Raw genomic sequence first — 1,339 nt, 5'->3', positions numbered from 1 at the left:
GTAAAAATGAATAATAAACAACTACTGATTATATTCAGCCTGTTATTAACCGGCAATTATGCTTCTTTTGCTCAAACTCAAACGGCCAAAGACAAGGAAGCAAAAACAACTTTTCAAACAGCCGAACCCTGGAAACCCGAAACGGATGTGCGTGCTGATGCCACGATGGTGTATGGCACGCTGGATAAAAAGGGTGTTTCTTTTGAACAGCGTGTTCAGTCGTGGAGAGACAAGGGGTATCAGACACAATTTATGACCGGAGTGGCATGGGGAGACTATAAATACTATTTTATCGGCAAATGGGATGGAATAGACGGTCACCTGAAAGAGGGGCAGCGGGATCGTAACGGAAACGAGATAGCCCACGGACACTTGATACCCTACATTGTACCTACCGAAAGTTTTATCCGTTATATGCAGGAAACGCAGATAAAGCGGGTGATTGATGCCGGCATTACTTCCATCTATCTGGAAGAACCGGAGTTCTGGATGCGTGGCGGATATAGTGAAGCCTTCATGTCCGAATGGCAGAAATATTATAATTTTCCCTGGAGACCTCAACATGAATCTCCCGAAAATACTTATCTCTCCAATAAATTGAAATATCATCTCTACTATAACGCATTGGATAAGATATTCACTTATGCGAAAGAATATGGTAAATCGAAAGGGCTGGATGTGAAATGCTATGTGCCTACTCACTCTTTGATTAACTACACTTCCTGGCAAATTGTAAGTCCGGAGGCCAGTCTGGCTTCATTGGATTGCGTAGATGGTTACATCGCACAGGTGTGGACAGGTACTGCCCGTGAACCGAACTTCTATAACGGCGTAAAGAAAGAGCGTGTATTTGAGAATGCTTTTCTCGAATACGGCTGCATGAAATCCATGACTGCCCCTTTGAATCGTAAAATGTATTTCCTGACCGACCCGATTGAAGACCGTGCCAAAGACTGGTTGGATTATAAAATCAATTATCAGGCCACTTTTGCCGCACAGTTAATGTACCCGATGGTAGATACTTATGAAGTGATGCCATGGCCGGACCGTATTTATCAGGGATTATACCGGATAGCAGGAACGGATCAGAAAGAACGTATTCCCCGTTCGTATTCTACGCAAATGCAGGTGATGATTAACACATTGAATGACATTCGCACTTCTGACAAACAAATCAGCGGTACGCACGGCATTGGTGTATTGATGGCAAATTCGTTGATGTTCCAGCGTTTCCCGGATCATAACGGATATGACGATCCGCAATTCTCCAGTTTCTATGGACAAACCTTGCCTTTATTAAAAAGGGGAATTCCGGTGGAACTGGTACACATGGAGAATA

1 pseudogene is annotated in these 1,339 nt (G+C 43.6%); it reads left to right on the top strand.

Going from position 1 to position 1,339, the window contains the following annotated elements:
* Positions 1–6: 6 nt before the first annotated feature.
* A pseudogene (locus AB5935_RS25245) lies at positions 7–1,339 on the top strand (hypothetical protein); the annotation flags it as partial.

This window comes from Phocaeicola sp. RTP21198st1_B8_RTP21198_201120, assembly GCF_040929485.1.
Taxonomy (GTDB): domain Bacteria; phylum Bacteroidota; class Bacteroidia; order Bacteroidales; family Bacteroidaceae; genus Phocaeicola; species Phocaeicola dorei.
The sequence above is the reverse complement of the archived record's forward strand: the minus strand, read 5'-3'. Positions and strand labels throughout refer to the sequence as shown.